The organism is Aquimarina addita, from assembly GCF_039539305.1.
Taxonomy (GTDB): domain Bacteria; phylum Bacteroidota; class Bacteroidia; order Flavobacteriales; family Flavobacteriaceae; genus Aquimarina; species Aquimarina addita.
Window position 1 is genome coordinate 422,408 of the sequence record NZ_BAABCW010000002.1, and the last position, 24,432, is coordinate 446,839.

At 31.7% G+C, this 24,432-nt stretch carries 17 protein-coding genes and 1 tRNA gene; 2 read left to right on the forward strand and 16 right to left on the reverse strand.

Annotated elements, in window-relative coordinates; genetic code table 11:
* Positions 1–83: 83 nt before the first annotated feature.
* The 8 genes from ABD816_RS04580 to ABD816_RS04615 form a co-directional block, all read right to left on the reverse strand.
* The gene (locus ABD816_RS04580; protein WP_344925142.1) at positions 84–1,874 is read right to left on the reverse strand and encodes a tetratricopeptide repeat protein; all 1,791 of its coding nucleotides are present in this window, start codon (positions 1,872–1,874) and stop codon (positions 84–86) included.
* 179 nt (positions 1,875–2,053) lie between these two features.
* Positions 2,054–3,325, reverse strand: coding sequence for a serine--tRNA ligase (gene serS, locus ABD816_RS04585; RefSeq protein WP_344925143.1), 1,272 nt, complete (start codon positions 3,323–3,325; stop codon positions 2,054–2,056).
* A gap of 234 nt (positions 3,326–3,559) precedes the next feature.
* Positions 3,560–5,404, reverse strand: coding sequence for a tetratricopeptide repeat-containing sensor histidine kinase (locus tag ABD816_RS04590; protein WP_344925144.1), 1,845 nt, complete (start codon positions 5,402–5,404; stop codon positions 3,560–3,562).
* 55 nt (positions 5,405–5,459) lie between these two features.
* A complete protein-coding gene (locus ABD816_RS04595; RefSeq protein WP_344925146.1) occupies positions 5,460–6,782 on the reverse strand; it encodes an HTTM domain-containing protein in 1,323 nt (440 codons plus the stop codon).
* Entirely contained in the window at positions 6,779–7,711 is a 933-nt protein-coding gene (locus tag ABD816_RS04600) for a bifunctional riboflavin kinase/FAD synthetase (RefSeq protein ID WP_344925148.1), read from the reverse strand. The genes ABD816_RS04595 and ABD816_RS04600 overlap by 4 nt, the downstream gene beginning before the upstream one ends.
* 211 nt (positions 7,712–7,922) lie before the next feature.
* Positions 7,923–8,552, reverse strand: a complete 630-nt coding sequence (gene pth, locus ABD816_RS04605) for an aminoacyl-tRNA hydrolase (protein ID WP_344925149.1) — start codon at positions 8,550–8,552, stop codon at positions 7,923–7,925.
* Between the two features lie 112 nt (positions 8,553–8,664).
* Positions 8,665–9,285: a 50S ribosomal protein L25/general stress protein Ctc gene (locus tag ABD816_RS04610; protein ID WP_344925151.1), complete on the reverse strand. Its 621-nt coding sequence runs from the start codon at positions 9,283–9,285 to the stop codon at positions 8,665–8,667.
* A gap of 26 nt (positions 9,286–9,311) precedes the next feature.
* Entirely contained in the window at positions 9,312–10,250 is a 939-nt protein-coding gene (locus tag ABD816_RS04615; protein WP_344925152.1) for a ribose-phosphate pyrophosphokinase, read from the reverse strand.
* A gap of 147 nt (positions 10,251–10,397) precedes the next feature.
* Between ABD816_RS04615 and ABD816_RS04620 the strand changes: the two genes are divergently transcribed.
* Positions 10,398–10,479 (forward strand) — tRNA-Leu (locus ABD816_RS04620).
* Positions 10,480–10,640: 161 nt separating this feature from the next.
* On the opposite strand, the gene ABD816_RS04625 is transcribed toward ABD816_RS04620, so the two are convergent.
* The 8 genes from ABD816_RS04625 to ABD816_RS04660 all read right to left on the reverse strand — a co-directional run bounded on the left by ABD816_RS04625 (position 10,641) and on the right by ABD816_RS04660 (position 22,650).
* Positions 10,641–12,743: a BspA family leucine-rich repeat surface protein gene (locus ABD816_RS04625; RefSeq protein ID WP_344925154.1), complete on the reverse strand. Its 2,103-nt coding sequence runs from the start codon at positions 12,741–12,743 to the stop codon at positions 10,641–10,643.
* Positions 12,744–12,989: 246 nt separating this feature from the next.
* A complete protein-coding gene (locus ABD816_RS04630) occupies positions 12,990–14,402 on the reverse strand; it encodes a BspA family leucine-rich repeat surface protein (RefSeq protein ID WP_344925155.1) in 1,413 nt (470 codons plus the stop codon).
* Between the two features lie 588 nt (positions 14,403–14,990).
* The gene (locus ABD816_RS04635) at positions 14,991–16,775 is read right to left on the reverse strand and encodes a helix-turn-helix domain-containing protein (RefSeq protein ID WP_344925156.1); all 1,785 of its coding nucleotides are present in this window, start codon (positions 16,773–16,775) and stop codon (positions 14,991–14,993) included.
* 336 nt (positions 16,776–17,111) lie between these two features.
* Positions 17,112–17,750 carry a YARHG domain-containing protein gene (locus ABD816_RS04640; protein ID WP_344925157.1) on the reverse strand — a complete coding sequence of 213 codons (639 nt, stop codon included), beginning with the start codon at positions 17,748–17,750 and terminating at the stop codon, positions 17,112–17,114.
* Between the two features lie 192 nt (positions 17,751–17,942).
* Positions 17,943–21,209, reverse strand: a complete 3,267-nt coding sequence (locus tag ABD816_RS04645) for a S41 family peptidase (RefSeq protein ID WP_344925159.1) — start codon at positions 21,207–21,209, stop codon at positions 17,943–17,945.
* A gap of 188 nt (positions 21,210–21,397) precedes the next feature.
* Positions 21,398–21,787 (reverse strand): immunity 22 family protein, encoded by a 390-nt coding sequence (locus ABD816_RS04650; protein ID WP_344925160.1) that lies wholly within the window; start codon positions 21,785–21,787, stop codon positions 21,398–21,400.
* Between the two features lie 140 nt (positions 21,788–21,927).
* Complete coding sequence (locus ABD816_RS04655; protein ID WP_344925161.1) at positions 21,928–22,281, reverse strand: hypothetical protein; 354 nt, start codon at positions 22,279–22,281, stop codon at positions 21,928–21,930.
* Positions 22,282–22,341: 60 nt separating this feature from the next.
* Positions 22,342–22,650, reverse strand: a complete 309-nt coding sequence (locus ABD816_RS04660) for a hypothetical protein (protein ID WP_344925163.1) — start codon at positions 22,648–22,650, stop codon at positions 22,342–22,344.
* Positions 22,651–23,529: 879 nt separating this feature from the next.
* Here ABD816_RS04660 and ABD816_RS04665 point away from each other — a divergent pair.
* Positions 23,530–24,381, forward strand: a complete 852-nt coding sequence (locus ABD816_RS04665; protein WP_344925166.1) for a M57 family metalloprotease — start codon at positions 23,530–23,532, stop codon at positions 24,379–24,381.
* Positions 24,382–24,432: the final 51 nt, after the last annotated feature.

Consider the following 24,432-nt stretch of genomic DNA (forward strand, 5'->3'; position numbering starts at 1 on the left):
AAAGAGATAATTTTGAGTCAAAAAAGCTGTAGATTCGCCAGAAGGATTATTTTTTATAGAATTTAGAGACTTTGATTTTTGTGTCAATTGATCGCATCTCCACGTAAGGTTCTGTATTTTTTTCTGGCATCCACAAAAAAGATGCTATCGGCATGATTGAAGATCAGTTTTTCATATAATTCTTTAGCTTTTTCTGGTTCTTCCAGAACATTGACATATAATTCTGCGAGATAGTAATAGGCATCATCAACAAGAATATCATCACCATAGAATTCTATGATTTTAAGATAGTTAACTTTGGCTTTTTCGAACTGTTTTTCTTGCTCATATAACTTAGCTTGTCTAAGAAAAGCTTCATCTTCAATTTTCTCGCCTTTATGATTGGTTAAAATTTCCTGATATGCTGTAATTGCTTCTTCTGTTTTATTCTGAAATGATAACAAGTCTGCACGAGCAAAAATTTTAAGCGCAGTTTGAGTTGAGTCCTCTAATGAGTTATCACTAATAATAAGGCTTAGCTCCATGGCATCATTTGCTATTAATTGAGAAGTAGAGGATTTTAGAACATCTAGTTGTGTTTGCGCCCAATCAAAATCACCTTTGTAATAACTGGTTTTAGCCACTTTAAACCTGGCATCCTGAGCAAGAAAGTTGTTTTTTAATGCATTTTGAACCTGAGTATAATAAATAAGTGCTTGATTAAATTTTTGGTCTAATACAAGGATGTCGGCAATTTTCATTTTGGCACGTGAAGATTGAAATCGGGATAATTTTTCTTTATCCAATAAGCGTTTAAGAAAATCAATAGCTTCTTTTTTCCGGTCCTGATTGAATGCTAAGAAATGAGCATAATCAATTTGTAATCCAATAGTCTCACTGGATTTTCCATATGTGTCAAAAACGATATTGTATTGTTCTTCGATTTCTTTATATTCTTTGTCGTCCTTGAGGTCTGTTTTTGCTTTGAGTATAATTTTATGAGCAGTTAATTTAAGTTCATTTGAGGCAGGTGCTTGTAGTATAAAATCTAAAATCTGAGTAGCAGATTTTAGATCTTTTGCTCCTATAGCAATACGAGCGAGTGCTATAATTCCATCTAGTCCTTCATCATCATTACGTTTGTATACCGCTTTTTCTTGTATAAAAGCCTTTTTGAATTCTTTCTGTTGCACAAACAACCAACTTAGCATTTTATTAAAAATGATATCAGGATTTTGTTGTAATTTTTTAATCAGAAGTTTTCTGAATATAATATTAGCTTCGTTTAAAGGATCTTCTGTCACATATTGGCTGAATTTTCGCTGTACTATATTTTTATAGCTAGGCTGCACTTGTAATATCGAGAGATAACTGTCAAACATTTTGTCCAGCTTACCTTGTTCTCCATAGATTTTAGCTAATTGCTGATTGAAACTGGCACCAGGATTAGCGATCATTGTCTTTTCATAAATTAGAGCGGCTTGATCCAGGAGGTTATATTTTTCAAAATTTTGCGCAAGAGAGTGTGCATGATTTACATCATTTTTATTAAAAGATTCGATAGCTTTTGTATAAAAAGTTTGTGCTTTTGCGTTGTCTTCTTGTAATTCATAATGATGACCTAATTCTACAAGTAATTTTGCATTATTAGCAGTTTTGTCCATGCGCTCCATCAAGATTTTTTCCGCGGCATCAAATTCTTCTAATTGTTGATGAGCTTCAACTAATCCTAATAAGTAATTACTACGATTCGGATTTCTTTTATATAGTTTCTGATATACTGATACTGCTTTTTGATATTCACCTTGTTGCATATAGTTTTTTGCCAACTGCTCTGATTGACTAAAGACAGGTAACGCAAAACATAAAATTATATATAAAAGGATCAAACGCATACTAGGGATTTTTGTAAATATAGTCACAAAGTGACTAAGTAACAAGGCTTCAGGAATGTAAAGTTTTAGTAATATACTGTTTCCCGAGTCTAATATTTCGTAGGGAAGCATGAAAACATAATTGACACTGTCTTTGTATTTTAATGCGATATATTGTCCATAAAATTATTAACGTTAGATTAATCAATCCATTCAAACCCGCAGTAAGGAATTAATACCTCAGGAATTTTGATTCCTTTAGAAGTCTGATAATTTTCTAAAATTCCGGCAAGTACTCTGGGTAATGCTAAAGAACTACCATTAAGTGTATGTGCCAGTTGATTCTTACCATTAACATCTTTATATCTAAGTTTTAAACGATTTGCCTGATATGATTCAAAATTAGAAACAGAACTGATCTCTAACCAGCGGTCTTGAGCTGTAGAAAATACTTCAAAATCATAGGTTAAAGCAGATGTAAATCCAATATCACCTCCACATAGTCTTAGGATTCGATAAGGTAACTTTAATTCATTAAGAATTTCTTTTACATGATTTACCATACCGTCCAGGGCTTGATATGAATTTTCTGGCTTTTCTACACGGACAATTTCTACTTTATCAAATTGATGTAAACGATTAAGACCACGTACATGGGCTCCATAAGAACCTGCTTCTCTTCTAAAGCAAGGTGTATACGCTGTACAGCAAATAGGTAATGCTTTTTCTGTAACTAATTCATCTCTAAAGATATTAGTGACAGGTACTTCTGCTGTAGGGATTAGGTATAAATCATCTGCCGCATCGTGATACATTTGCCCTTCTTTATCTGGTAATTGCCCAGTGCCAAAACCTGAAGCTTCATTTACTAAATGGGGAACCTGATATTCCTGATATCCCGCTGCTGTATTTTTATCCAAAAAATAATTGATGAGCCCTCGCTGTAGTCTCGCACCTTTTCCTTTATAAACGGGGAAACCAGCACCCGTAATTTTTACTCCTAATTCAAAATCAATAATATTGTATTTTTTTGCTAGCTCCCAATGTGGTAAAGAACCTTCTTCTAAAACAGGGATACTACCTTCTCTGAAGACTTCTTCATTGTCTTCATCTGTTTGTCCGTTAGGTACAGAATCATGAGGAATATTAGGAATGCTATACAGAAGTTCTGTAAGCTCTTCTTTAACTTTAGGAAGTCTGTTTTCTAAAGTATTGGTGCTATCTTTAATCTGAGATGCTTTTTCTCTTAAGATACCAGCTTTTTGTTGTTCTCCATTTTTGAAAAGAATACCAATTTCTTTATTAAGCTTGTTAGCTTCTGCTTTAATAGTATCTAGTTGGGATTGTGTAGTGCGCCTTTCCTCATCTAAATTAATTATTTTTTCTAGTATAGAAGTAGCATCAAAATTTCTTTTAATTAATGCCTGTATGTACTTTTCTTTGTTTTCTATGATTTGCTGTACGACTAACATGATTATTGTTTTAGACGATTAATCCCGGATATATATGATTAATCTATATATTATGAGGTTCAAAAAAATTCTAACTTTTTTTATTCTTACAAAAAAGCAAATGTAAAGAAAACATATTTTTTAATATTAGTCCATTTTAAAAAATACATAACAATGATCTGTTTTTTGATAAAAAGACTTTTTGTAGTATATAGAAAAATAACGAGATATTTTGAACCCTTTTTTAGAATCTATTTAAGATTCGTCTAAAGGGATCTCAATGTTTACTACAGTTCCTCGATTGGGAGCTGTATCAATTAACAATTTCCCCGCTAACATATCCAGTCGCTTTTTTATGTTTTTAAATCCGATACCATCTGATATTTTTTTTACATCGAATCCAACGCCGTTATCTTCGAAAAGAAGCTGAAGAGAGGTTTCATAGTGATTCATGTATATATCAATATGTGTTGCTTTTGCATGTTTGAGACAATTGGTCAATAATTCTTGGATGATTTTAAATAGTTCTTCTTTTAGTGGCGTATTGATACTATTAATTTGTTTTTCGGGATATGGGTTGAAGGATATTTGCTGGTCAGTGCTACTTTGTATATTAGTAATATACTCTCTTATAAGAGTAGCTACACCATTGTTTCGAAATTTTTTAGAAGCCAGGTTATGTGATATATCTCTTACCAGATGATAGGTTTCATCTATTTGATTTATGATTTTTGGAGATGAATTTTTATCGTATTCAGTATTAGAAAGTTGTAATTTAATACTTGCTAGATTTCCACCAATACTATCATGTAATTCTCGTGCAAGACGTTGTCGTTCGTGATCTTGTCCATTCATAGTAGCTTTTATCAAATATAATTCTTGTTCCTTCATTAACCCATGCACTTTTTGCTGATTCACCTCTTCCTGAGATTGGTTAAGCTTGATTTGTGTTTTTAGTTTTTGAAAATATACCAATAGCAAAGCAATAATTGGAATTAGTGTAATAAGGAATCCTATTAGAAAAGCATATTTGATAGTTCTTTGTCTCTTAATTTCTTTTTCTTTTTGGAGAGTTTGGTACTTAACCTCCATCTCTTTTACAACTTCTTTATTTTGATTCTCCAGGATTTTATTAGAAACGTTTTTGTATTGCGTCATTAGATGATACGCATTTTTGTAATCTTTTTTTGAATTATAAAGATTAGTTAGCATTTCAATGACATCTTTTTGTAACTCCAGTCGGTTCCATGATAATGAGTTAACATATGCAGTAGAGAAAATCATTTCTGCGGAATCGTAATCTTTTATTTTATAATATACAATTCCCATTTGCAGGACAGTGTCTATATAAAGGTCATAAAAATGATTATTCAATGCTTCTTCTTTAATTTTACTAAAACGATTCATTGCCTTGATTGAATTGTCATTAATTCGATCTATAATACCAAGATTAAGTTCTGTTTCTAGTATAAGTTTTTGATGCTCCTTTGGGTTAAATTTAAGCAGTAAATCAAGATAGATGGGTTGGGCTTTGGTAAATTCCTTTTTGTAAGAATAGAAATCTGCTAACGTTTTTTTTGCCAGAAGTTGTATGTTTTTATCTTTTGCATTCTTTATACAGTTTTGTATTATAGGTAACGCTTGATCATACTCTCTTTTATACATGTATACAATAGCAAGATCCAATTGATGGGTGTAAAACAATTGATTCATAGTTGATACAGGAGAAATAGATATGCCTTTGATATGAGATGCCATTGCATCGTCTAATAGCCCTCTTTTTAGTTTTCCCTTTCCCAGAATATGATATGATTTTGAAATATACTGATCACTGTCAAGAATTTCTTTTTGGTGTTTAATAACCGTTTTTCTTAGATAATTGCCATAATGAATAATTGAATCAGAATTTCCGTTTTGTATATGGAAATAGGCAATGGAATCTATAATTTTTATTTTTTGAATTGGATCTGTAGTATTTTTTAAAGATGTATATAATCTTTTTTCTATGGGATTAGGGGCCTCTCCAAATGAAGTATACTTTTCCTGCTGGCTATTACTACATAATGGTAAGAACAGAATAGCTAATAAAACTATTTTCAAACCATAAATATGTTTTTGTTGGATATAATTTATCAGAGAAAAGAGAAGATTGTTTTTATTTCTCATCATATTTAATTATCCAGGGATTTGTAGTAAAATAGTTCCAGGGTACATTAGCAAGATCGGTAGTAGCGTCTATAAAAGTTTTGCGTTTTTTTCGATTAACAGAAACTTTACTATCTACAAAAACAGCAATATCTTTTCCTTTGTCGCGGTAGACTTTTTTCAGTCGTTGTGCAAATTGCCAAATAGCATCTGGCTTAGTGGAGGCAAGTCTTATTTGTTTTTTAGAAAGATATTCTTTTTTGCGGATACGTACTCTTTTAGCTTCAGGATCATTTTTATCAACTACATAAAAATGAGTTGTTCCTGATCTTCCACGAAGCATCATACGCCAACTAAGCCTATGTCCTTCTTCTGTCCATAAAACATCTCCAGGAATCATCCAATGACGTATTGGTAAAACTATCTGAATGATAAACCATATAGATAATATGGGTATTAATAAATTTTTGTAAGAGGGTATGATAATTTCATTGTCGGTATAAAACTCCTTCTTTTTCATGAATAACCGATGAACTTTTTCTTTAGAAAAGAAAAACACACAAAACGCAAGGGATAAGTAAGGAAAAATCCCAATTTGGAATACTATAGAATTGAAAAGATGAAAAAAGATACCAATAAAGAATATTAATAATCGGGTTCTCTTCCATAATAGCAATGGAATAACTAATAAATCAAATAGAATTCCGAAATAAGTAATACTCACGTGAGTCCAGTGTTTTTGAAGAATTTCACCAATCACCGGGTAATTTGCTCTTGATATCATTAGATTTTTTGGTACCGTATAGTCCAGCCAATCCGGATAAAATTTAGCAACAGATGCATATGTATAAACAATCCATAGCTGGGCGATAACAATCAATAAACACCATCTTGGCATAGATACTTTTTTTAGCCCTGGATTTAGTTTTGTATCAATAGAGAAGTAGTTAGCTGCTGGTAAGATGCTCATCATCATACATAGTAATAGAAGCAAATAGTAATGGTTATTATAAGAAGCTTTTTGCATAAAATAAACACCAGCCCATAAGATCGTATAGCCAATAATACTCCATGTGTATTTGTAACCAATCATAATGAGAAGTCCTAATATTCCCATAGTAGCAAAATAATAGTACATTCCAGAACCGGGTAGTGGTTGCAAAAAATCGAGTCCAATAAAATTAAAAGTAAATTGAGGTTCTATTAAGGTACGTCTTATCCATCCGGTTGCTATTGCTCCAAAGGATTCTGCAGCGATTAAAAAACCAAAAAGTACACGAAAAACAACTAATGAACTGTTGTCTATATGAGTAAACAACCAGCGATTAATCATACTGTAGAGTTTATATAATCCCGGGAAAAATCTTCATCTTCTTGCATGGCTGCCTTTAGCTCATCAATAGAGTTAAATTTTTTCTCATTACGAATACGTTTCAGCATTTCTATCTGAATTTTTTTCTCGTAGAGATTGAAGGAAGCATCAAAAAAATGAGTTTCTATTGTTTGATGTTTGCCATTTACTGTAGGGTTCATTCCGATATTCATCATCCCAAAATAGATTTTATTATCAATTTTAGACTGTACGATATAAACTCCTTTTTTAGGGATAAGTTTATAGTCCTCTTTGATCCATAGATTAGCAGTAGGGTACCCTAATTTACGTCCTAATTCTTTTCCCTTTGTAATCTTACCTGTGAGCATAAACTTATATCCCAAAAATTTATTAGCTTTTTCAATATCACCCTCCATCAATGCTTCACGTATTTTTGTAGAACTAACGGCTACATCGTCTATATCTTGTTTTGAGATCTCTTCTACAGTAAAATTATTATGCATTCCGAAAGAGGCAAGATCCGTTATATTAGAATTACGATTTCTTCCAAAACGATGATCATATCCTATAATAACATGCCGAACATTTAATTTTTCTATTAGCATTTGTTCTACATATTCTCCAGCACTAAGACGTGAGAATTCTTTTGTAAAGGGATGTATGATTAAACTATCTAATCCAGTTTGTTCTAATACCTGTATTCTTTCATCAATAGTATGGATCAGCTTTATATTAGTGTCTTTTTGTAAAACCATCCTGGGATGAGGAAAAAAAGTAAGAATAACGGATTCCAGACCATTGCGTTTGGCAGCTTCAATTAAACGTTCAATTATCTTTCTATGACCGATATGAACTCCATCAAAGGTGCCAATAGTTACTACAGATGGAATTTCGTTATCGTATGTTGCGGCGTCTGTATAACGTTTCATCTGTTCATTTTTATATTATAATTATTGATCAGATGAAATACGTGCGTATACATTATAATAGGTATTGATTTGATTGATAGCATTAATTTTTAACAAGCATTTGATTTTATAAAGACACTATTATTTATCATATTTCTTATAATTATTCTATGTTCTTAAGAGCCAAATTTTGCTAAAGATAAAATTAATGAAATGTTATGATATCTACTACTTATTTTCCGTTAAAGGTATTCATAGTATTTGCTAAACCAGCCGTTGCAAAAGATTTAATAAGTGCTATAGAGGCGTCAATACGTTCTGGCATTGCTTTTTCTTCATCATTATTCCAATCACCGAGAACATAATCTACCTGTCTTCCTTTGCTAAATGCTGCCCCCACACCAAATCTGAATCGTGCATACTTAGAGGTGTTTAATTGTGCTTCTATGTCTTTAAGCCCATTATGTCCTCCAGCACTTCCTTTGGCTTTTAATCGAATAGTACCAAAATCGAGATTAAGGTCATCAGTAACGACCAATAGGTTTTCTATCGGTATTTTTTCTTTTTCCATCCAGTATCTAACAGCTTTACCACTTAAGTTCATATAGGTGTTTGGTTTTAATAGTAAGATTGTTCTTCCTTTATATTTATACGTAGTCAGATCACCTAATTTGTTAGTTTCAAAAGATAATGATTCTTCTTTAGCTAATGCATCCAGTACTTTAAATCCAATGTTATGACGAGTATTTTGATACTTAGGGCCTATATTACCAAGACCGGCTACAAGAAATTTTTTCATAAGATCTTCTTGAGTTTCTACTACTGCTGGTTTTTTTATTAATTTTTTAAAGAAGGGAAACATTTTTAATGCTAAAATAATCTATTAATATATGTTGATAAAAATAAAAAAAGCATTCTGAATCCCGATGTGTATCGGAACAGAATGCTTTTGTAACTTTAATCTTATAAGAAAATTATGCTTCAGCTGGTGCTTCTGCAGCATCTGCTCCTTCAGCTCCTTCCTCTTCTTCGTCTTCAACTTCAACAACATTACGAGAAGTTCTAACCTGACAAACTACAGTGTTGTCCGGGTGTAGAATTGTAAAATCTTCGCTTGCTAAATCCGTAACGTATAGCTTATTACCTATTTTAAGATTAGTAATATCCCCTATAATTACATCCGGAAGTTTAGACGCAAATCCTTTTACTTTGATACGACGTAGATTAAAACGTAGTACCCCTCCATTAAGAACTCCTTTTGCAGCTCCTTCAGTTTTGAAAGGAATCTCTATAGAAATTGGTTTGTCATCAAAAATCTCTACAAAATCAATATGTAGGATTCTATCTGTTACAGGATGAAACTGGATATCCTGTAGTATAGCGTTAATGCTTGTACCATTATCCAACGCGATTACCACGGTATGAACGTCTGGAGTGTACACTAAGTTTTTGAAAGCGATTTCTGGCGCCGAAAAGTGTACAATAGTGTCTCCACCGTAAATTACACAAGGTACCTGTCCAGCATTACGTAAGGCTTTTGTTGCTTTCTTGCCTACGCTTTCTCTTTGAGATGCATTGATTGTTAATGATTTCATTTTTAAATATATTAATTAGTATTAAATTACATGATAAATTTAGAGCTGATAGATTCATTATTATGTACTCTACCCATAACATCGGCAAATAAATCTGCACAACTTACGACTCTTATTTTAGTGCTTTTTTGTTTTAAGGGTATTGAATCAGTAACGATCAATTCCTCTAATTTTGAATTTTTAACTTTAGTATAAGCTTCTCCAGATAGAATAGGGTGTGTACAAATTGCTCGTACACTTTTTGCTCCTCGTTCTATCATAAGGTCTGCGGCTTTGGTTAAAGTTCCGGCTGTATCCACCATATCATCCACTAGTACAACATTCTTACCAGTTACATCTCCAATTAATTCCATATGCGAGATCACATTGGCCTTGGCGCGTTGTTTGTAACAAATAACAACATCACTTTTTAATGCTTTAGAATAAGCATATGCTCTTTTTGATCCTCCCATATCTGGAGAAGCGATTGTAAGATTGTCAAGATTTAATGATTGTAAATAAGGTAAAAATATTGTGGAGGCAAATAAATGATCCACTGGTTTTTCAAAGAACCCCTGTATTTGATCTGCATGCAGATCCATAGTGATAATCCTGGTTGCTCCTGCAGTTTCAAGCATTTTAGCAATCAACTTTGCAGCAATAGGAACTCTGGGTTTGTCTTTCCTGTCCTGACGTGCCCATCCATAGTAAGGAAGTACTGCTGTGATATGTCTTGCAGATGCTCTTTTTGCAGCGTCTAGCATTAACAACATTTCCATTAAATGATCAGAATTAGGATGTGTCGATCCTATAATAAATACTCTTGATCCTCTTACGGATTCCTCAAAAGAAGGTTGAAACTCTCCATCACTATAAGTAGATGTAATGATTTTACCCAATGTAGCGCCATAGATTTTAACTATGCTTTCTGCTAATTCAGTACTTTGACTACATGCAAAAAATTTTGCGTCTGTAATGTTGCGCATAGGGTAAATTGTTGTTTTGTAATGAGTTAAACATTATTTTCTTAAAACAAGGTGCAAATTTAAAAATTTATTTTTACTCTAACTCTTATTTTATTACTTATTTAGTGGATGTAAGTAATAATTTTTTTAATTTTGCCGTCCAGTAATGCTCAAGTGGCGGAATTGGTAGACGCGCTGGATTCAAAATCCAGTGACTTCGGTCGTGTGGGTTCGATTCCCACCTTGAGTACTTTGTAAAACAACCTTCTGATTTTCAGAAGGTTGTTTTGTTTAAAGTCTTTTTTAATCTTTATAGCTATAGAATAGTAAATATGATTAAGTTGAACATAGGCTGAACAATTATCGATTTAACTAGTTCCGGATTATTTAATAAAAACTTGTTTTTTTGTTTTAAAATGCGCAACTACCTGCTGTAGGTTTGTTTGTTTCAGTCAAAGCCGAATTGTTAGCAAAATTATTACAGTCTGTCACATTATCAGTAACCCAATTACCTAAATTTTGATTAAAGCTTGTAGCTCCAGAAAACATAGAACTCATATTTGTGACATTACTCACATCCCAATTACTTATATCTTGATTAAATGAACTAGCATTTATAAACACGCTCGGCATTACTATAGCACTACTTACATTCCAAGAGCTAATATCCTTATTAAAAGAATGCGCGTTAGCAAAGAAATTGCTAAATGATCTTATCCTGCTAACATCCCAAGTACTAATGGTTCCATTAAAAGACTCGGCACCAGAAAAAGCAAAGAAGGCCATAGTAACATTACTGGTATCCCAAGTATCTAAATCCTGATTAAAAGAAGTAGCATCACTAAAAATTCTAGTAATATCAGTTACATTGCTTACATTCCAACTATTAAGATCTTGGTCAAATAATCTGGCTCTGTAAAATGTCCATGAAAGATTTGTAACATTGCTAACATCCCAACTACTTATGTCTTGATTAAATGTTACTGCACGATCAAACATATGACTCAGACTTATCGCATTGCTAACATCCCACGAGCTAATATCTCCATTAAACGAGGTTGCACTCTCAAACATCCAGTCGAAAGAGGTTATATTGCTTACATCCCAATTACTTAAATCAGCACTAAACAAAGAAGCTCCCGAAAACATTCTAAATGTAGAAGTTAGTCTACTCAAATCTGGAGCGTCTTCTGCGTGTATTGTAGATAAGTTGGTGCAATCTTGAAAGGCAGTATTCATACTTTCCCAAACAATGTTTCCCCAGTTTTCTATGGTTTTTAGTTTTCTTGCATTTGTTGCATCCCCCGCATTATTTATTGCAGGAAATATACCACCTATGCTTATCCCGTAAATACCTGATTCTGCATATGTATGAGTGGCATTTCCGGTTTGGTTAGTTTCTATAGTTCCATCACCCCAGTCTATGGTATAATTATAGGTTAAAACTAAATTTGTAAATATGGTTATACTTTCATTGTCTGCTGTAGTTTCCCAGGTTGTGACAAAGTTATCAGGGTCTATTGAAGTCTGATCAAAATCTCTCCGATCCTCTATAGTAATCGTAAAGTTTGACGTTGTAGAAATCCCTTCCACTACCATTGAAATCTGACCTGTTATCTCCGTGTTCTTCTCATAATCAAAAGCGGCAGCATCATTGATTATTAAATTTGTTTCATCCAGTGCAACCGCATCGGCAACACTCTGGTTTTCTATTATAAATATTGGAGTTTCATTAGATCCTTCTATAGTCGCATTCAAAGTTCCTAGAATTGTTCCTTGATCTTCATTTTCAGAAATGCTGGTCGTAAAATCTTCTAGTGTAATTATAGCATCAGCTAAATTTATTATGGTAATGGTAAAATCTGCTGTGTCAGTAATATCAGCAATAGTTGCAGAAATAGATCCAGTAATTTCGGTATTGACTTCAAAATTAAAAGCGTTAGCATCGTTTATGATAAGGTTTGCACCATCTAAACGTACAGCATCGGTTATACTTTGATCTGTTATTTCAAAGGTTGGTATATCGTTTGTTCCTTCTAATGAAAATTGTAAGGTTTCAATGATAGTTCCTTGGGGTTCATTCTCATTAATTTCAACATTCAGGTCAGAAAAATTTGCTGTTCCATCAGGAACGTCAATAATGGTCACAGTAAATAATGCGGTTTCTGTAGTATTTCCTACAGTAGCTGATACTTCCCAATTGATTTCGGTAGTAACCTCAAAATCAAAAGCATTAGGGTCATTAATAATAATATTGGCTCCATCAAGAGCCAATGCATCTGTTACGCTTTGTTTGGTAATACTGATGAAAGGTGTTTCTTGTGAATTTTCAACTGTTACTTCTAAGGTGCCAATAACCGTACCTCGACTTGCATTTTCGGTTATGGTGTCTTCAAATTCTGACAGTGTAATCTGTATAGAAGTTGTACGACCTTCATCATCATCGTTACTACAGGACAAGGCCAAAATGACAATGGATATAAAAGCTATAATTTTCAGTTTTGATAGTATCATGGTATTTGTTTCTTTATTTTTTATTTTGAAAGCACGATTGCTTATCGCAGAATTATTTTTTCGGTTTATGCTAAGTCTTTATAAAAGACTGATTAATTGGAAATAGTACCTGTTGTCTAACCACTAAGATTTTGATCAAAACCATACGTTATAAAAAAATATACTTTTTATAGGTGTATAACGACTTGTATCCCAATCCATTTCAACATCAATTAGACCGGTAGTATCTTTACTATTGTTTTGATTTTAATTCGTAAAGTCACAATCTCCAGCAGTAGGTTTATTTGCTTGGGTTAGAGCAGAATTATTAGAAAAATTAGTGCAATTGGTAACGTTAATAGTCATCCAATCACTCAAATCTTGATTAAAAGTAGATGCGTTTTCGAACAAATTCAGCATTGAGGTTACACCACTTACATCCCAATTACTTATATCTTGGTTAAATGAAGTAGCATTTTTAAACATTGCCCACATATTAATGATATTGCCAATATCCCAATTACTTATATCTTGATTAAAAGAAGTAGCACCTTCAAATATTCTTACCATACCTATTGTATTACTTACATCCCAACTACTAATATCTTGATTAAAGGCTGTAGCATCTTTAAATAATAAAGACATGTTTGAAACATTGGAAACATCCCAATTGCTAATATTCTGATTAAAAGAACTGGCACCATTAAAAGTACTTTCTAATCGGGTAATATTGCTTACATCCCAATTACCGATGTCTTGGTTAAATGAGGTTGCACCTAAGAACATAAATGCCATACTTGTTGCCTTACTAATATCCCAATTACTAATACCCCCATTAAAAGCACTTGCGTTGGCAAACGTGCTATCAAACTGATATACATTGCTTACATCCCAATTACTAAGATCACCGTTAAAAGAAGTCGCATTTCTAAACATTCTACTCATAGATGTTACGCTTGTCAAATCAGGAATATCGCTAGCATTTAATTTAAGGTTAATACAATTCTCAAAAGCTCCGAACATGTGTTCCCAAGCAATATTACCCCAGTTTTCTATAGTGAGTAGTTTGGCTGCATTTGCTGAGTCATCACTATTAATTATAGATGGAAATTTTCCAACAATGCTTAGCTTATGCATTGCTGGTTTAGTATAAATATGGGTAGCATCCCCCGTCTGATTAGTTGCTACAGTGCCATCCCCCCAATGTATGGTATAGTCATAATCAAAGTTAGCATCAGTATAAATACTAATTTCCTCATTAGGTATAGTAGTTTCCCAAATGGTAATAAATGCGGCAGGGTCATTTGTTATCGTTAGGGTAAAACTAGCAGTATCAAAAACTCCTTCTGTCATTGCAGAAACTTGCCCCGTGATTTGAGTATTTGTATTAAGATCAAAAGCGGTAGCATCATTGATAATAAGGTTAGCTCCTTCTAAAATAATAGCATCAGAAACACTTTGTTCTACGATCGTATAAGTAGGGGTTTGGTCAGAATTTGCTATTGTCGTCTCTAAGGAGCCTATGATAAATCCTTGATTTTGATTTTCAATAACTGTGGTCTCAAAATCTAATAATTCGATAGTAACTGTAAGTACTGAGTTCTTGTCATCATCGCTACTGCAAGAAGTTATGCATAAAAAAGTATAGGGTATTATAAATAAAAGTAATGTTAGCCTCATAATTTTCATCGGTTTAATTTTTGTTTTGGTATTAAGACAAAATTAATCTCAATCCTCTGTTCTAGGCACTTTTATTCATCTAAAGAAGTCTCAATGCAGCGGATGAGACATGTTTGTAGCTTTATAATAGACTTTTAGAGTCTAAAGAGACTGTTTTTGAGCGTTCTTCTGTAACCCTGTTTTATGGTCTTTATGTTTTTTGAATTTTTAGTCTCGGCTTGAGTCCATTTTTAAGGTAATACACTACATGGCTCTTGTTGTTAAAATTAGGGCGTCATCTTTCTATGTAATTGCTAGAAGATAGTTTACGTATGTAGCACTAGATTTTTATTAGTATCCTTTTTACATGGATATTATAATTATTAATAATTTATTGTATACCAATAGTTTATGAACTTTCATTTTTATCAAGTACATTTATTTTAAATGCACAAACAACAGAATTTTCATTTTTAGACAGGTTGAAAAAAGGTAGTAAAAACAATCTTAATTAGGTTTCAACTAATTGGTCAGGGTCTATTTATTAAATAAAAATCAGAATAAATGTACTTTAAGAAGCTATCCATAAGGTAAGCTTTGGATGAATAATTATGAGACATTTGAATCAGGTAAAAATGTTTTTTTATACTCAGAAGGAGTTATACCAGTGACTTCTTTAAAAACTCTATTAAATGATGCTTTACTGTTAAACCCAGAATTGTATGCTATAGCAATCATGGTTAAGTTTTTATCATCAGTATTTATTATTTTTTTAGCTTCCTCTACTCGATATAAATTGATAAATCCATAAAAATTCTTACCAAAATTAATATTAATCACTTCAGAAAAATGATGTTTAGAAATTTGTAATTGCTCAGAAAGGGTGTTTTGAGTTAGTTTTGGGTCTAGATAAGGTCTTTTTGTAGCCATAATTTCAAGGATTTTTTCCATAAATTCTTGACGTTGCTCTTCTTTCAAAGAAGAATTTTGATATCTTTTATTAATGTGCAGTTCTTTATTTTCTTTAATTTTTAATGAAACTGCTCTTAATTTATCCTCTAAATCTAAATTTTTTGAATTGATTTTTTTGTATTCTGTTTCTATTACAGCTTTTTCTTTACGTAGCTTAACTTTTGATTTATAATTAACCACTAATATTAAAAGAACTATAAGTACCAGGCCAATACTAAAGGTGACAAATAGTTTACCTTTTGATTTAAAATTGTTTATGATCCCTTCTTGATTTTTAATAATTACTTTTTTTTTCTTTATTTGATATTTACTTTCTATATCACCCGCTTCCTGAATTTTGTTTGCAGCTAAACTTTTGGTAACACCATTCTGATACCTTTTAAGGTATTTAAGGGAATTTAAATTATCTCCTAAAAGTTGGTAGGAAACATAATATAATGAGTCTTGGTTTCTTCGTAAAAACACAAATGAATCTGAATCGATTAAGCTATCTGCTTTTTTTAGGTATTCTAATGTTACTTTAGGCTTATTTAGGTTGAGGTGAGCTTGAGCAATTTTATTTAATCTAGTAGCAATTTCCATATTTCTCCCATGATCTTGCATTAAGGTTATTGATTTGTTAAAATAATCTATTGCTACATCATTTTGTTGCTTCGCTAAAGCAATTCTGCCTTTAAAATAATAGTAATTATTATATTTTTCATCTCCATTATTAATAATATAATTTAAACAATATTGAGCAGAATCTATTTTTTTTTCATTTAAGTAGATATTACATAATGCTCCATAACGCATTGATATTTCTTTTGGTTCTGCCTTAATGTTTTCTAATCTTTTAATACTTTTATAATGGTAATATTTTGCACGATTATAGTTTTTTGTAAATACGTAAAGCATACCAAGATTATATTCATTCATAGAGAGCCCTATATGATCTTGCATTTTTTCTAATATTTCATGACATTTAAGCATTTGATTCATACCTTCTTTGTAGTTAGAACCATAAACAGCTATCACGGCTTTACTATTATAATTGTTTGCTTTGAGAATAGGGAGATCTAAATCTTTGGCGATCAAGAGACTTTTATCAAAATTTACTTTTGCACTGTCAAGTATAGATTGATCAAAAAAATATCTTCCTTTTAAATTATAATAGACTGCTTTATACGAATCATCCCAATTGGGGAGTTCATTTTTTAGGTGCTTTAAAAAATATAATGTCGAGTCTGGTTTTTTGGCTGTAGTTAAAAAATAATATCCTAAATGCAATTTTGCTAATTGACCATCATTATTTTGAAGTTTTGCTTTTTGTATAAGAGTTGAATAATTTAATGTGTCAGGAGGATATTGTGCATAAGAAAAAGTAAAACAAAATAAAGTTAGAACGGCATATAAACACCTAAGTAAGTAAAGAGATTTCATATTGATTCATACTTAGTAATGTTATAATTACATTTTAACCCGTTACACATTTAGAAAAAGTTGTACAAAATGATAAATATTTGTGGATTGTAGTTACAAAAGAACAATTATAGGCATAAAACTATCATACAAATTACGATAAAATTTTAGAGGTTTAAAAAGATTAAGTATAAAATCAAATTATTTATCAAATATGCAAACCTAAGTTAAGTGATTTAGAGATGATGGCCATTAATTTATATAATAAACAGCGTGAAGTGTTTATAACAGGTGTAGACGTAAAATTATGGAAACTGTCAGAAAAGTCTACACTACTATGGTTGTTTACTCATATTTTTACTGTTTTTTATTTGTCTCCACTTTTCTTATAATTTCTACGTTATGCTTTTCAATATCAGATAATATTACGTTTTTAGTTAATTCTCCACCTTTGGATTCAAATTTTTTATACCATTCTTTTTTATAAAATATAGTAGCAATATTTTCATTATTAAATTTATAACCGTGTTTAGCATAGAGTTCGTTTCTAACTATTTTGAGTTCGCTAAAAGTTAAATTTGATATATCATCCTCATTAAATTTTATAAAACTTGCTTCAGGGTAATAATAGCCTTCATTGCCTTGTTCTGTTTTTTTATAGAAAAAACCGGATTCATCCACTAAACCTAATGTTCCTCTTTTAATATTTGTATGTTCTTTTGTGCAAATAACAAGATTAAATTTTTTTGAATTGATTTCAATTTCGCTATTTCCGTAAGTAGATTTTACTTCAATTTCATATTCGTTTTGTGTATCACAAATTAAATTTGTGCAACAACCGAAGTACTGAAGTTTTAATTTATAAAAATAATTCGAAGATGAAAAAGTTCCCTCAAAGTCTATTATATCCGGATTTTCAACTATTTTATATTCTAATTTTTGTCCAAAAGAATTTAAAAAGGTTATTAAAAAAATCACTATTAATTTTATTTTCATTTTTAAAATTATTGATGCATATAGCTTTTACCTATAATAATACCTCTAGATAAGAATTCATCCATGTTCTAAGGCTGTTGTACATTATATTGAAATGATCCAGAACACTAACATTTAGTCATATGACTTTATAATATTCCATAATTTTTTATGGTATTTTCAAAGGTTGGGAATAATTACATACTTTAATTTTTAGTTTACTGCTCGTTTTGGGTACGGTGGTCTAATCTGTTTTTTTTGTGGATTATTTTTTAGTTCCTGTAAGATCACTTCGATTGCTTTTTCTAGCTGAGGATCTTTTCCTTCGATTACTTCAGATGGCAATTGTTCTATTTCTATATCCGGAGCTACCCCTACATTTTCTACAATAAACCCTTCTTCTGTCCATATTGCCACATTGGGTGCGGTAACACTGGCACCATCAATAAACTCGGGAAACCCTAAGATTCCAACTAAACCTCCCCAGGTTCTTTTACCTACGAGAGTTCCCACTTTAAATTTTCTGAACATCCAGGGTAACATATCTCCTCCTGAGCCAGCTGTCTCATCAATAAGCATGACTTTAGGTCCTTGTATAGATGCGCTCGGAGTTTTTAAATCTTTACCATATCGAAAATTCCAGTGAGATTGATAAGGATTCAACAAAAGGTTAATGTAATAATCAGCTATTTGACCGCCACCGTTATAGCGTTCATCTATAATAATTGCTTTTTTATCTGCTTGTGGGAAAAAGTATCTTTTAAAATATTCGTGACCGGCTGAGGCAGTATTAGGAACATATACATAAGCGACTTCTCCATTAGTAGCGTCGTGTACTTTTTTTAAATTACCTTCTACCCAATCCCGGTTTCTAAGATTATATTCACTTGCTATGGGGGTTACTTTGATAATCTTTGAGTTTTTAAAACTAGGGGTGGAGCTTACCGTTATTTCGACTATTTTCTCTGCGGTATTTTCAAAAAAGTTAAAAATATTTTCATTTCCAGATAGTTCTTTACCATCTACAGCCAACAGATAATCACCTGCCTTAACATGAATGCCTGGTTCGGTTAAGGGGGATCTTAGTTCTGGATTCCAATTAAGACCACCATAAATTTTCTTGAATTGGTATTTGTTGTTTACAATTTTGTAGTCAGCACCTAATAAACCACCTGGAACCTTTTTTGGATGGTGAAGTTGTTCTCCACGTCCTTGTAAACGATGGTGTCCTACAGACAATTCGCTACACATCCATTGGATAACTTTATTCAAGTCATTTCTAGACGATAGATGGGGTAAAAATTGGGAATATTTTTCTTTCATACCTTTCCAGTCTGAACCGTGCATCCCTGGATCATAAAAATAGTCTCTATTAATCCTCCAGGCTTCTTCAAATATATTTTTCCATTCTTCAACAGGATTAATTTTTACCTCAATAGCATCAATATTTAAAATGCCTTCTCCGTTATTTGGTTTTTTTCCAGTATCAGTAATTCCCCAATTGTTTTTGCTCTTATAAACCATCTTTTTTCCATCAGAAGAAATTATGTAGCTATCTAAATCCATGATTTCTTCTTCTTTTCGCTCTTTTAAATCATATTGCTTGAGTTTTGAAGGTTTCTCTCCATTCTCTGGGTCAGAGGTGATAAATAAAATTTTACCTGTTTCTCCTGATCCAAGTCCATGGTAGTGACCCGCTTCAATGGGTAGTGCTATAATTCTATTTTGAATATCATTGAGATCTATTTTTATAGTTTCCTCTTCTTGATCCTCCTCTTTTTTGTTTTCGTCTTCGTCTTTTTGATCAGTAACTACTTGTTTTTCTTCATCACTTTCTTTTGCTAACGGAGAGATGGTTTCTTTCTGAAGTGTTACCAGATATACAGAATTAGTAATTGACATATCCTGATTAGATTGATCAAACCAGTTCACTACAGGTCCGGCATCAGTAGAAGCAAAAAAATATAGAAATTGTCCTTCGCGGTCAAAAACCGGATTATTGGCATTACTATATCCATCGGAAACCGGATAGCTTTTTGAATCCTTTAAAGAATATAGAAAAACTTGCTCAAAATTAGTGTCTATAATCTTTGAATAGGCGATCCAATTAGAATCTGGAGACCAATCTCCAAAGAGGTTTCTAAAATCTCCGGGGAAATAATACTCATCATTAGCGACTTTTTTTATTTTTTTAGAAGCTATATCAAGAATGTATAGATTTCTTCCATTATCGACAAAACTGATTTTTTTGCTATCAGGGGACCAATTGGTATGTGCGTAGAATCCGGTTCCGGAAAGTTTGAAAACTTTTGGAGTTCCTTTGTTATCCTGAGATTTAATGTGTAATTCATATTCGCCGGAAGTATCTGAAAAATATGCTATATTTTTTCCATCAGGTGACCATGCTGGATATTTTTCGTGACTTCCTGGACTTAATGTAAGATTTCTTGGGTCTCCCTTTTTCTCAGGTATTGTAATTATTTCTCCTCGATAATCAAAAACTACTCTCTTACCAGATGGCGAGATAGCTGCCGAACGGATATGATTACTTCCTTTCACATATCGCTTTCGTAATTCAAGAAGATCAGTAGCAATACCAATTTTAAGTTTTTTTGAGGTTTTTTGAGCTATATCATATAAATGTATATAACCAGCTTGTTCAAAGATAATCGTGTTGGAATCAAGTTTTGCGTTAGTGATAGGGAAATCAGTAAATTGGGTATGTTGTATTATTTCTTTAGAAACGGTATTAAAAGAAAATAGATTAAACTCACCATTTCGGTCACTCAAAAAATATATTTCATTGCCACGCCACATTGGTTGTACGTCATTACTACCACCAGTAGGCTGCGGAATTTTTATTATGGATTTATCCTTAAATGAGAATACCCATATATTAGCAGTCGTTCCTCCTCTGTAGTTTTTCCACTGATGAAACCTCTCTCTTATGGGAGTATATGCCATGTAATCACCATCAGGGGAGTATGTGGCATGCCATGCATTCGGAATTTCCAATTCTTTAGGATATCCACCATCAATGGAAACTTCATAAAGTTTTGCGTATCTGTTCGTGTGAGTGGTTCTTTGAGAATTGAACAGCACGGATTTTCCATCAGGTGTGAATCCTAAAACATTATCCCAAATTGGATGCCAGGTAAGCCTTTTAGGAATTCCTCCAGTTACGGGAACGATATATACATCTTCATTACCTTCATATTCAGCGCTAAATGCTATTAATTTTCCATCTGGAGAAAATACTGGATTTGATTCTATACCTTCATCAATGGTGAGTCTTTTAGGGTGAGATCCATCCAAGTTTGCAACCCATAGATCATTTGCATAAATAAATGCTATATGAGATTTCCCTATTGCAGGTTGCTCCATCAATCGCGTATCCGTTGGATCAATAGAAAATGATAAAAATGGGATCAAATAGAATAGAAATGCTACTGTAAGTAGCCTGTGATTAAATTTTTTCATGAGTTGAATGATTGATGCTTATTCTTGTTATTCTCAAAAATAGTTAAAACAATGCATTTTAGTATATTTAGATTTAAAAACCTGTTTTTGCTTTATGTGTAAAAAGGGTGTTTTTTTAACGCAAGATTTAGAAATCTATAAACCCTCATATCTTTTATTTAATGAATCCAGATTATTTTTCTGCTTTGTTATATTTCGTATTCAATAACTCCAAGATATTTAAGCTTACATTCATTTGTGTTAAATGAGTTAGGCTTTTTAATCTGAGCTTCATTGACAAATATCAAAGCATTATATTCAGATAATCCTGCGCATCTTTTTTCTAATTCATTTCCCCAATGGTACGAATACGAATATTTTTCAAATTGTTTTTTTAGATCTCCAATAGGTTCCTCAAATCCAGATTCCATAAAATCATGATCAATCCAAATTTCTTCTTGAGATTCGGCAAATTTAGATATTGGCACATCATCATAATCTTCTAATTCATAACGACCCTTATCCTCACCTACAAAATCAAAATATGATTTTTCAGAATTAAATTTACCTATCCAAAAATGACTTTTTTCAGTTCTCATAGTTACATCTAAGCATTATGATCATAAGAATAGTTTATACTATTTTCAATATAAGCTCCTAAATCTTTTAATATCACTTTTTTAATAATGAGCTGTTTTAATAGTTAGATTTCTATAGACTTATATTATAAACTATACTATTAATAATCGTCGGTATCATTATTAATTAGAAATTTAGAAACTGTTTCTTTATCCAATTTCATAAAAGCGTTATATAAGATTTCAACTACTTCCTCTTTTGTTTTATTAACTTTAAATAATTCATAAGCCTTACTGGGGGAGTCTTTAATGGGTTCTTTAACAAGGCTTTTTGTCAACTCTAAGATTTCTGATTTGGCAAAATTTCTATCAAAAAACGGTTTTACATTGCCCACTACACTAACGGCTGCTCCTCTACAGATTAATTCTTTAGTAATTTTAACTCCTTGTACCTCCTGTGTATATCCCTGAATTGAACTGAGGCATATGACTATAGCAATTATTACTCTTTTCATATTAAAAATTTTAAAGTTTAAAAAATTAGGTTTCTGATTATTCATTAGTTTATTTGGATTTTATGGATTCTTAGCTATCAAATTTAAGATAAATTTTTGCGGAAATGTTTCACCTTGCTCTATTGCTGTTTTTAAATTTAGCACAAACGCTTCACATCCGGACTTAATTATATGATCATTCCATTTGTCAGACACTAATTCTTTACAACTAATTTTGATTACACCAATATCAGAATGATGACCACCAATAGCAACTACAAAAGGTGTGTCTTTTTGTTTAATATCTACACCTAAAATATAGGATCTATTATATGTTTCTGAAACCTTTTCATACCTTCTTCCTATTTCATAATAATTTGTGCCTAGCATTGTCATCGGTCTATAAAACTTTTGATCCTAATTTCATTTATCTGGTAATTTTTTCCTTCAGTAATTATAAACCATAAGCTATCGGTTCATTGAACTTTGGTTTGCTGGTTTTTAGTTAGCTATTGAAATTTCAAATTAAAATTGAATGTAGAACTTTCAGGTGTAATTTTTAAAATCTTACCAATTTTATATATAAAATCCAGATAGGTTTTAAGACTTTTAAAACTGTTTATAATTTCTACTTAATAGTGATTATCTACTACTCGAATGAAAACATCCTTCTCATTTATCCGATTTGTCAATATAATTAGTCCAAAATTAAACTTTTATATTTTATATCAACATTGTATCCTTTTCCATTAATTTTTTTGATACTAAGCTATTAGAAAAGTTTCTGTATTCTCAATTAAAAGAAAGATGTTTACACCAAAATAAATATGATAGGTAGATCAATTCAGCTTCTGAGGTGTAAGGGAATTATTTTATCATCTATACAACCTCCATTAAAGTAAAAAATAAACGTTAACACATTTTTAACTTTTCAAATTGAGGGAAATTTTTTAGTAGGATAAAGATTACACACATTTTATATAAGTCAATTTGATCCTGATAAATTTAAGTTTTATCGATTTAAATAAAATTTTATTTATTAAATTTTATTTAACGTTTTTAAGAATTCATTGAATTTTATTCATCGTTTTCGTCTTTTTGAATGATATAATTTAACAAAATAAGTATTATTTAAAAAATAAGTATATCTTCGAACCGAATTCATAACTAAAAACGGTTGAAAGCTTTTACCGATTATTAATCATTCAATGAGATGGGCCTTATTCATTTTATGATTAAATAATTTATAACAAACTCAAAATATTACGAATGAAAAAAATTCAACTATTAGCACTATGTGCTACCGTTGCGGGTGTTCTATCATCTTGCCAAAAAGAAGAAATAACTGAAGAAATAGTTACTGAAACTGTACCAGAAAATTTATCAAATGAACATCAGACCGCACTCATAGATGCCGCAGTTAATCCATTAAATGCAGAATACACTACTTTAAAAAGTATCGATGGATCTTCAATAAAGGGTATTAAGTCTGGAGATATTTTTCTTAGATTGGATAAATTATCAGAATATTCACTAAAATCAGCGTCTGGATCAGAAAAACAATATAGAACTACAAATCTGGTAAATCAAAATAGTACAATAAATGTAGTAGGATATACAGGCAGTGGCTATGCGTTAACCAGTGTGATGCAAACAGGTTTACAATATGCTATAAACAATTACAACAATGAAAATATTTCATTAACTTTTAACTTAACATTTTCATCTTCTACTAGTGGTGCAGATATTGTTATCTTTAATGGAGGTGGTACTGATGCTGGAGCAGTAGCAGAATTTCCTAGTGGTGGTAACCCAGGATTTTGGATAGAAGTTTATGGTGGAATGAACAGCTATAACGATCAGATAAATGAACACTTGATGACTCATGAGATTGGTCACGCAATAGGTTTTAGACACACAGATTATGCAAACCGAAAATGTGATGGATCTAATGAGGGATTCACAGAGTATGGAGCACTATTTATACCAGGAACGCCATCAGTAAATCAGTGGGGTGCTAGTGGCTTAGATACAGATTCGATCATGATTTCTTGTTTTAGTGGTAATGAAGACGGAGAATTTAGTTACTATGATAGTGTTGCACTAGAATATTTATATTAAATATCAAGAAAAACTTGGTAACTAATAAAAGCTAAAAATATGAAAGTTTTT